Raw genomic sequence first — 7,845 nt, 5'->3', positions numbered from 1 at the left:
ATAAGCTGACCAGCCGCACCGACAGCGAGCTGTGGCGCTATTGCAGCGCGATGGAGGTGCCCGATACCGTGACATGGAAGATCGAGCACTTCCGCAAACACGGCCGCCTGGTCCAGCGCGATGCCGACCTGTTCGGCCCGCCCAGTTGGCTGGCGGTCCATATCGGGCAAGGCAACCTTCCCGACGGCCTTGATCCGTTGCTGCCGCTGCGGGGTGCGAATCATTCCGCCTACCTGTTCAAACTGCAGGACGCACTGGCGCGTGCCGCTGCGGGGATGCCGGATCATGCGGATTACATAGAGCGCAACTGTGCGTCAGCGCGTGAAAGCTGACCGAATGGACACAGATGGGGAACCAATCAGCCTGCGCGGTTTTGCACCGTAATGCTTGTGCCACCACGGATTTTCATAGTCGACGATGAAGCGCTTATTGCCTGGAACTTGGTGCTTGAAGTCGAAGCTCTGGGCGCCGAGGTGATCGGTCCGTTTCATTCCGTCGAAGAGTCGCTGCAATCTGCCGAAGCAAGTGCGCCCGATCTGGCCATTCTGGACATCAACCTGCACGACAAGAAAGTTTGGCCTGTCGCCGAATGTCTCCATGCCGGCGGTTGTCCTATCGTCTTTGTCAGCGCTGACTTTGACCATGCCTATATCGCCGCGCATTTTCCGCAGGCGCGCATGGTCCATAAACCTATCGGACCGGGCGATCTGGACGTTCACATATCAGATTTGGTTGGCTGGCCGTAAAGCGCAGATCATAACGGGAAGCTGAGTTCCAGAGCGAAGGAGCCTGCATCCTTTCGGCTGCTTACCGTCCCGTTAAGCTGGCGAACTGTGGCATCGACCAGTTTTGTGCCGAACCCGGCCTGACCGGGAACTGCGTCCGCGCCGCCGGTTTCTTGCCACGACAGCACAACGGTATCGGCTGTTCGTTTCCAGTCTATCGCCAGCGTGCCGTCCTCATGCGACAACGCGCCATATTTGACCGCATTGGTTGCCCATTCGTGAAAGACCAATGCCAAGGGCGTGACCATGCGGTTAGGCAGCGTGACGGGGTCTCCGTCCAGTGCAATCAGCTGGTCCTTTACTGAAGGGCCGACAACGGCTTTCAAAATATCTGCGAGCGATGCGTCGCCGCGCGATTCGTCTACTACAAGAGCGTGTGAACGGCCCAGCGCGCGAATCCGGTCCTGCAGGTCGCGTGCAAATCCAGCAACGTCATCCGTGTGGCGAGCGCTGATCGCAATCAATGATGAAACGATCGCAAACAGGTTCTTTACCCGGTGATTCATCTCCCGGATCATTAGTTCGCGTTGGGCCAACTGCTCGCGTTCGGCGGTAATGTCATAAGTGACGCCGATGAACTTGCGGTTATCCCCCAGTTCCAGCCTTCGGCCCAAACCGTGAAGCCAGCGAAAGCGGCCATCGTCCAGCGGCACCCGGAACACCTCGTCATAGTCGCGCTCACCGTCCATGGCGCGGCGCAGCGAATCGTTTACCCGGTCGCGATCGTCGCCCGGCAGCTTGGCCAGAATGGGGGCCATCTCGGTTATCGGTTCATCGCCAAGGCCAAGCAATTCGCGTTCGGTCCGGTCAAGGTCAACTTTGTCGGTCGACGGCTCGTACTGCCATACCCCAATCCTGGCCACTTCCAGAGCCATGCGCAGCCGCGCGCGTTCTTCGATCAGGTCTTGTTCCAGCGCAAGCGCCAGACTGACATCGGTAAAGACCAGCGTCGCTCCGTCGGTAGTTCCGTCAAGGCGGCGGTAAGGCAGGGCACGCAGGATAAAGTGGCGGTCGCCAGAAGCGGTGCTGACGCGTTCCTCGCTCATCCGTTCACCCATCACAGCGCGCCGCGCCATGCCAAGGTGGCGCTCGTCTGCAAGCTCGCTGTCCAGCGCGTTTAGCGCCTTTCCGATGCGAGCCGCATCCAGAGTGAAAAGTGACCGTGCCGCTTCGGTAAAGCTGCGCAGCCTGAGGTTCTGATCAACGACCAGAACAACGAGTTCGGTCGAATCGAAGAAATTCTTGAGGTCAGCATTGGCCAGAGTAATCTGATCGACCTTTAATTTCAGCTCGTCATTGACTGTGGTCAGCTCCTCGTTTGTCGATTGGAGCTCCTCGTTCATGGACATCATTTCTTCGTTCGAGCTTTTCAGTTCCTCGTTTGTCGTCTCCAGCTCTTCAACGGTTGTGCGCAGACGCTGGCGCGTGGTCGCCAGTTCGTCCTGCAGAAACTGTATCTCGCCGTCACCGCGTTCGAACTCTTCCGCCTCGTCAAAGGCCTCGGTGCTAAGCGGACCTTCTTCGCGGATAACGAGAAGGAAGGCGCCTGCCGCGACCGGGTCAGCCACCACGTTGACCATTTGCGTCCCAAAATCAGTGCGCACTTCCACATTGCGCACAAACCGGCGCTTGTCGCGTTCCGCGGCGTTGCGCAGCAACGGGCCAACCATATCGCGCAGGCCTGGCTTGCATTGGCGTGCAACCTCGATGCGCTGATCCGCACGTTCCGGAAAATCCAGATAACGGCTGGTCGGGCCCCAGTGGTCAAGCAATACGCCTTCCGCGTCGACCAGTAGCGAAACCGGCGCATAGCTTTCGGCTATCCGCTTAAGGGCACTGATCTCAACCGATCCGTTGCTGACCGGCCGGTGCTGGGTTTGCGGTTTGAAATGCATGACACGGTTCGGATTCTTGCTGAACGACAAGGAATACCGACCGATCACCGGGCGGCGCTCGTAAATGCGGCTGCGCTGGTCCTCCACACTGAAAAGATCTTCGAACCGGCCAACCGTCTCCGACGATCCCAGAAACAGCTTACCCCCATCGGTCAGGGCGAAATGGAAAGTCGGGATAACCTGGCGTTGCAGATCCTCGTCAAAATAGATCAGCAGATTGCGGCAAGAAAGCAGATCTATTTTTGAATAAGGCGGATCACGCACCACGTTGTGAAGGCTAAAGCGGACCATGTCGCGGATCATCGGCGACATTGAAAAATTGTCCGCGCCCAGCACAACATAGTCACTTTGCATTTCCGGCGGAATATCGCCCAGCGCGGCGAGAGGGTATGTTGCCGAGCGTGCAATGTTGAGCATCTGGTCGTCGATATCAGAGGCAAAAATCTGCACATATGGGCGTTTGCCATGCCGCCGCATCGAATCGGCAAACAGCATTGCAAGGGTATAGGGTTCTTCGCCAGACGAGCATCCGGCCACCCATATCCGGATTTCGCCGGCGTTGCGCGAGGCCTCGACCATGGGATCGATGACGAGTTCGGTAAGGCGGGCGAAATCCTGCCCGTCGCGGAAAAAGCGCGTGACGTTTATAAGCAAATCACGGAACAAGGCCTCGCACTCGCCTTGGTCCAGGCGCAGTCGTGCAAGGTAATCATCGCTGGTCATGGCGCCGATAACCTGCATCCGGCGTGCAATCCGGCGCGACAAGGTTGACCGCTTATATCCGGAAAAATCGTGGCCAATCGTCTCTTGCAGGACGTCGCACATCTGGTCGATCAGGTCGGTAGCTTCGGATGCTTCGTCGTTAAGGTCGATATCGCCGGCCCGGTCGAAGAAATTGCGCAGCGCCTCGATCACTTCCTGCGGACGGGCGACAATGTCGACCAGACCCGTTCCGATCGCGGAGACCGGCATTCCATCGTAACGCGCACTGGACGGATCCTGGACAATAGCCAAGCCGCCATGCTCCTTGATCGCTCTAAGCCCGCGGCTGCCATCACCGCCGGTGCCAGACAGGATGACACATGCCGCATTGCCGCCTTGGTCTTCGGCCAGGCTTTCGAAGAAATCGTCGATCGGGCGGCGCAGGCCGCGCGGATCACGGAACTCGGTCAGTTCAAGAATGCCGTCATGCACTGCCAGGCCGTTACCAGGCGGGATTACGTAAATATGGTCAGCCGCCATCCGCTCACCGCCGCTGGCCTGCGTTACGGTCATGGCCGTGTACCGCTCAAGCAATTGCGCCATCAGCGATTCGTGTGTTGGATCAAGGTGCTGGACTACCACGAAGGCCATGCCGGTTTGCGCTTCGGCTGCCTCGAATACTTCGCGCAAGGCCTCAAGCCCGCCAGCCGATGCCCCCACGCCGATGATAGGCGGCGTTGCTGCCGCTGCTGCGGTCATGTTCTAAGATCCTTGTTCGAGGTAATAGCGTGCAATAATCGCCAGCGAACTGGCCAACGCTTCTGTGCTACCCAACAATGTCCATTCGCTGCCGCTGAACAGATCACGGATCTGGTCAAGACTTTCGCTTAAGGCCCGGTCGTACAGTTCGCTTCGTCCGTTCTCGGCAGTGACGACAAACTGCGATCCCAGAACGAAAGCCGGTGACGCGTTGTGGTGAAGTTTTGCCATATAGACCAGATTGAGAATAGGGGTCCCGTCGCGCCGGCAATTGGGGATTATGAAGCGGCCATTATCAACCCCCGGATCGTTCAGATAAGCCTTGATCGCGGCGCGGACCGGGCCTGCCTCGCCGGGTGGCTGAAGAAATCGGCAGTTGCGTCCCAAAGCCTCGGCCTCGCTGTAGCCTGTCACCGCGGTAAAGGCCGGGTTGATGCAAACCAGCGGACAATCATCAGCGCGCATGTCGGCCAACGACAAGGGCACAGCACTCCGCGCGAACAGAGAGCCGATCCTGCACAGCAGTTGTTGAGTTTCTTCTGCGGAAATAGTGCCTCGTTCCCTACGAATCGTGCAGGTTTGTTGCCCGTCTGTTTCGCGCCGAGACTGCGCGTGCTAGGGCTTGAAATCAAGGACTATTCAGGAATTACGGGCCCGACCGCTATCGATTGCACTGACGTGGCTTAAACCGCTGCCGGACAATAGCGCGCCAGGTAGTCTTCGTGTGCGGGCATATGCTGCACCACGTGACGCACCGACTGTTCGATACCGTCTATTTCGGCGGTAAACTCGCGGCCCTGCAGCCGGTCCGCCATCGGGTTATGCCCGCCCATTGCGATACCCTGTCCCATCATCACTGCAGCCCAGCTGGTTTCGGTAAACAACTCGTCGTCCTCGCGGAATATTTGGCCATTGTGGCGGAAAAGTTCGACTTTTTCCGTCAGGCTGTCGGGCACCGCCATGGTCCGGCAATGGTTCCAGAACGGCGTGTCATCGCGCACCGTGCTGTTGTAGTGGAGGATCAGGAAATCGCGGATCCTTGCATATTCCTTGCCAGTCAGGCGGTTGAACGCATCCTCTTGCACTTGCGTAATCCCGTCGAGCGACAGCAGTGCGATCAGCTTGTTTATCCCGGTGTTGATCAGGTGGATTGAGGTTGATTCCAGCGGCTCCATAAACCCGGCTGACAGCCCCAGCGCGACCACGTTCTTGTTCCAGAACTTCTTGCGCCGGCCGGTGACGAACCGGAGGAAATTGGGCTCTGCTTGCGGTTTACCGGCGATGTTGTTGACCAGGATGTCGTGGGCTTCGTCATCGGCCATGAAACTGCTGCAATAGACGTGGCCGTTGCCGTTGCGGTGTTGAAGCGGCACTTGCCATTGCCACCCGGCACCATGCGCGGTGGCGCGGGTGTAGGGAGCGGGGCCGCTGCCGTCTTCGCGCAGGCAAGGCAGGGCGACCGCGCGGTCGCATGGCAGGTAATGGGTCCAGTCCTCATACCCCGACTTCAGTGCTTGTTCGATCAGAAGCCCGCGAAAGCCCGAGCAATCGATGAACAGGTCACCTGCGATCGCGCTGCCATCTTCCATCGTGATCGCAGTGACGAAACCGCTTTCGGCATGCTGCGCCACGTCAGTTACGCGGCCTTCCTGCCGCACCACGCCGCGTTGTTCGGCATAACCGCGCAGGAACCGGGCATACCGCCCCGCGTCGATGTGATAGGCATAGTTGACCGGGGGCAGGTCTTCGCGCCGGTAATCGTCGGTGCGGGCAAAGCGTCCGAAATGGGCCGCCATGGTTTCCAGGTTGAACACCTGGATCGGGCGCTTGTCGCCGCTCTGGCGCAATTTGTGCCAGACCTGGTGAAAGGCAACCCCGCCCATGTGATATCCATAAGCACCAAAAGGATGGATGTAACTGTCCCCCAGCTTGCCCCAGTTGACGAACTGGATGCCAAGCTTGAAGGTGCCCTGGACCGCGGCCATCATTGCGCGTTCGTCGATCTCGAGCAGCTGGTTGAACTCGACGAACGGTGGAATTGTCGCTTCGCCAACGCCGACAGTGCCGATAGTCTCAGATTCGATTACGGTAATTGTAAGGTCGCGGCCCGCGCGAAGCCGCGACAACGCAGCCGCCGCCATCCAGCCGGCGGTACCTCCGCCCACGATCACGATCTTGTCGATGGCCATTGCGCGTATTCTCCCTGCCTTCGCGCATAGCAATTTTGCGCGGCTTGGCAAATTGTGAACGTTCAAATTGATTCTTGTGAACGATCACTTTTAAGGTTATACATGCAAAATTGACGGAGGGAATCAGCCCCCGCTGACAAGATCTGGGAGGATCGCCTTGGCCACTTCGAAGTCCTTTGGCTCGCCGCGTTTTGGGCGTTTTGCTGCACTTTCGACCACGTCCGGCCTGGTGCTGGCCGCAGCGCTGATGGCGCAGCCCGCGCTGGCGCAGACTGTACCGGCAGCTGAGGATACGGCTGATGCGGACAAACCTACGCCAGTCGAGACCGCCGAAGAATCGACCTCGAACGAGATTGTCGTCACCGGCTATCGTGCGTCGCTACAGAATGCCCAGGGCGTCAAGCGCCGCGCCGATACGGTCGTTGATGTGATTTCCGCCGAGGACATCGGCGCGCTTCCCGACCGTTCGGTGGCCGAAGCGCTCCAGCGCGTGCCCGGCGTCAACATCGGCAGGTTCGAGAAGCCATCGGACCCCGACCGGTTCTCGGTCGAAGGCACCGGGGTGATTATCCGCGGCTTGCCCTATGTTCGTTCAGAACTTAACGGCCGTGACATCTTCTCGGCGAACGGCGGTATCGTATTGTCGTTCAATGACGTTTCGCCTGAATTGCTCGGCCGCGTCGAAGTGTTCAAGAACGCCACATCTGACATGATCGAAGGTTCGATCGCCGGTACGGTCAACCTTGTTACCCGCAAACCGCTTGATCGCTCGGGAACGCATCTCGCCGGCTCGGTCGAGATGAATTATGGCGATCTCAGGAAAAAGTGGTCACCCACCTTCAATGTCCTCGGTTCGACCACGGTCGAGACGGGTGCGGGCCGGCTTGGCTTCCAACTGGGTTATTCAAATTCGGAACTTAAGAGCCGCACCGATGCCTCGCAGATTGGCGACCCGTGTTATCGCGCCCCGTCATTGAACGGTGACTGCATTCGGGCGGTTTTTGTAAATTCGGGCGGCTTTGGGAACGCTCCAAACTTCGATGCTTCCAACTTCCCGCCTGCCGGATCGGTCCTCGTGCCGGAATATGCCGGGGTGCGTACCACTACGCTCGATCGGAAGCGCAACGCCTGGAACGCCACGTTACAGTACGAGGATCCGACCGGCGACTTCGTTGTAACCGCGGAATGGCTGCGTTCGGAAACGACCTTCGCGACCGAAGAGTACGCGCTCATCGGCAGGAGGGACGATCCTACTACGCCTGTTATCGAGGCGCGCGATAGCTGGCAGTATGATAATAGTGGCAAATTCGTAAGCGGCATTCTGACGCAAGGAGCCGGCAACGCCTATGCGTCGCCGTTCGGGTTGGGCGGCGTTCCGGTCGATTCGCTGCGCTTCCTGCGCGATACCAAGTCTGTCACTTCTGATTACTCGTTCGACGTCAAATGGAACGTCAGCGATCGCTTGCGCCTCAAGTTCGAGGCGCAGCGTGTCGAATCGGACCTGCGTCGGGATTC

At 58.8% G+C, this 7,845-nt stretch carries 6 protein-coding genes; 3 read left to right on the top strand and 3 right to left on the bottom strand.

Translation table 11 applies throughout. The features are described 5' to 3' along the window. On the top strand, positions 1-332 hold a 332-nt coding region (locus Q0L62_RS12715; protein WP_296680425.1), incomplete at its 5' end, for a tryptophan 7-halogenase. Between the two features lie 51 nt (positions 333-383). Further along, entirely contained in the window at positions 384-746 is a 363-nt protein-coding gene (locus tag Q0L62_RS12710) for a response regulator (protein ID WP_296680422.1), read from the top strand. An 8-nt stretch (positions 747-754) separates the two neighbouring features. On the opposite strand, the gene Q0L62_RS12705 is transcribed toward Q0L62_RS12710, so the two are convergent. The 3 genes from Q0L62_RS12705 to Q0L62_RS12695 all read right to left on the bottom strand — a co-directional run bounded on the left by Q0L62_RS12705 (position 755) and on the right by Q0L62_RS12695 (position 6,330). Next, complete coding sequence (locus Q0L62_RS12705; protein ID WP_296680420.1) at positions 755-4,141, bottom strand: chemotaxis protein CheB; 3,387 nt, start codon at positions 4,139-4,141, stop codon at positions 755-757. Between the two features lie 3 nt (positions 4,142-4,144). Beyond that, entirely contained in the window at positions 4,145-4,606 is a 462-nt protein-coding gene (locus tag Q0L62_RS12700) for a PAS domain-containing protein (protein ID WP_296680417.1), read from the bottom strand. Between the two features lie 218 nt (positions 4,607-4,824). Next, positions 4,825-6,330, bottom strand: coding sequence for a tryptophan halogenase family protein (locus Q0L62_RS12695; protein ID WP_296680414.1), 1,506 nt, complete (start codon positions 6,328-6,330; stop codon positions 4,825-4,827). A gap of 157 nt (positions 6,331-6,487) precedes the next feature. On the opposite strand from Q0L62_RS12695, the gene Q0L62_RS12690 reads away from it, so the two are divergent. Beyond that, on the top strand, positions 6,488-7,845 hold a 1,358-nt coding region (locus tag Q0L62_RS12690; protein ID WP_296680411.1), incomplete at its 3' end, for a TonB-dependent receptor plug domain-containing protein.

It is taken from the genome of Novosphingobium sp., assembly GCF_024642085.1.
GTDB lineage: Bacteria > Pseudomonadota > Alphaproteobacteria > Sphingomonadales > Sphingomonadaceae > Novosphingobium.
Note: the sequence above shows the minus strand (reverse complement) of the source record. Positions and strands in the feature narration are given on the sequence as shown.